Below are 2,520 nucleotides of genomic sequence, written 5' to 3' on the forward strand. Positions count from 1 at the left end.
TGGGCGCGGGCGAGCAGGCCATCCGCCTTCTGGGCGACCAGGGCGACGCCGAGCGACTCGCGCGGACCACCATCGCGCTGCCCTCGGGCCAGCAGGTGCGGCTCGAGAACCTCGGGACCGTGACCGACACCTTCGAGGAGCTGCGCTCCTTCGCCCGCGTGAACGGGCAGGAGGTGGTCGTGTTCTCGGTGTTCCGCGCGAAGGGCGCCTCGGAGGTCTCGGTCTCCGAGACGGTCGAGGAGACGCTGGGGCAGATCCGCGCCGCCAACCCCGGCGTGCAGATCGACCTCGTGGACGACACGGTCTTCTACACCTACGGCAACTACGAGGCCGCGCTCCACACGCTGATCGAGGGCGCGATCCTCGCGGTGCTGGTGGTGCTGGCCTTCCTGCGCAACTGGCGCGCGACGATGATCGCCGCCGTGGCGCTGCCGCTGTCGGCCATCCCGACCTTCTGGCTGATGGACCTGCTGGGCTTCTCGCTCAACCTCGTGAGCTTCCTCGCCATCACGCTGGCCACGGGCATCCTCGTGGACGACGCGATCGTGGAGATCGAGAACATCCAGCGGCACATCCGCATGGGCAAGACGCCCTACCGCGCCGCCATCGAGGCCGCCGACGAGATCGGCCTGGCGGTGATCGCCACGACCTTCACCATCGTCGCGGTCTTCGTGCCGGTGTCCTTCATGCCGGGCATCCCGGGACAGTACTTCCGGCAGTTCGGCCTGACGGTCGCCATCGCGGTGCTGTTCTCGCTCCTGGTCGCGCGCCTCATCACGCCGCTCATGGCGGCCTACCTGATGAGCGCCAAGGACGCCCATGAGGAGGAGCAGAAGGACGGCCTGATGATGCGGGCCTACCTGTCGTTCGTGCGCGTGACGCTGAAGGTGCGCTATCTCACGCTGCTCGCGGCCTTCGGCATCCTGGGCGTGTCGGTCTACTTCATGGCGCAGATCCCCGGCAGCTTCATCCCGCCCGAGGACGTGAGCCGCTTCCCCATCTCCGTCGAGCTGCCCCCGGGCGTCACGCTGGAGGAAACCGAGCGGACCACGGACGCCATATACGCCGCGATCCAGGACGTGGACGGCGTGGACAGCGTGTTCATCCTGGGCGGCTCCTCGCCCACGGGCGACCTCGACGTGCGCCGCGCCTCGGTGACGGTGATCCTCGACCGCCTCGACAACACGCTCGAACGGCGGCTCCTGGACTTCGTGGAGCAGGTGCCGCTGGTCTCGGACCTCGTGCCCGACGTGCCGCCCCACGGGCGCATCCGGCCACAGTCGGACATCGAGGCTGAGGTGTTCCAGCGCCTCCAGGCGATCCCCGACATCCGGGCGCTCAAGCTCAACGACCGGGGCGAGCGCGACATCGCCTACTGGGTGAAGTCGGACGACGCGGCCGCGCTCAACACCGCCGTGGCGCGGATCGAGGAGTCGCTGCGGAGCGTGCCGGAACTGGCGGCCGTCGCCAGCGAGGGCGCCCTGCCCCGGCCCGAGCTGCAGATCACGCCCCGCGTCGAGGAGGCCGCCCGGCTGGGCGTGACCACCGCCGCCATCGCCGAGGCCGTCCGCGTGGCGACCATCGGCGACGTCGACGCGGCGCTGGCCAAGGTCAGCATCGACGACCGGCTGATCCCCGTCCGGGTGCAGTTGACCGAGGAGGCGAAGGACGACCTTGCCCGCATCGGGGCGCTGCGCATCCCGACCTCCACGGGCGCGGCGGTGCCGCTGAACGCCGTGGCCGACCTCGTCATCGCCGAAGGTCCGTCGGTCGTGGAGCGGATCAACCGCCAGCGCTACGCCACCATCGGCGCGAGCCTGCCGCCCGGCGTGGCGCTGGGCACGGCGCAGGCGGCGTTCCAGGCGGCGCTCGACGCGATCGATCTGCCGCCGGGGGTGACCGTCGCGGCCTCGGGCGACGCCGAGATCCAAGCGGAGATGACCCAAAGCTTCGGCAACGCCATGCTGATGGGCCTTCTGCTGGTGCTGACGGTGCTGATCCTGCTGTTCCACTCGGTGATCCAGCCCTTCACCATCCTGTTCTCGCTGCCGCTGGCCATCGGCGGCGTGGCGGCGGCGCTGATCCTGACCTCCAGCCCGGTGTCCATGCCGGTCTTCATCGGAATCCTGATGCTGATGGGGATCGTGACCAAGAACGCCATCCTGCTGGTGGACTTCGCCATCGAGATGCGCGCGCAGGGCATGGACCGGCTGCAGGCCATCATCGAGGCGGGCCACAAGCGGGCGCGGCCCATCGTCATGACCTCCATCGCCATGTCGGCGGGGATGCTGCCCTCCGCCCTCGGCGTGGGCGAGGGCGGGTCCTTCCGCGCGCCCATGGCGACGGCCGTGATCGGGGGCATCATCATGTCGACGGTGCTGTCCCTCGTCATCGTGCCGTCCTTCTTCCTCATCATGGACGACCTCCAGCGCCTGCTGTCCTGGATCTTCGGCCGCTTCGTGGGGTCGAAGGAGGAGGAGCCCGCCGAGCTCGCGCCCGCGGAGATGACTGCCCAGCTCG

General features: G+C 69.8%; 1 protein-coding gene. It reads left to right on the forward strand.

Going from position 1 to position 2,520, the window contains the following annotated elements; genetic code table 11:
• Positions 1-2,520 (forward strand): efflux RND transporter permease subunit (locus FHG71_RS23055; protein ID WP_139084144.1); only part of this gene is annotated, 2,520 nt, incomplete at both ends.

Source organism: Rubellimicrobium roseum (assembly GCF_006152145.1).
GTDB lineage: Bacteria > Pseudomonadota > Alphaproteobacteria > Rhodobacterales > Rhodobacteraceae > Rubellimicrobium > Rubellimicrobium roseum.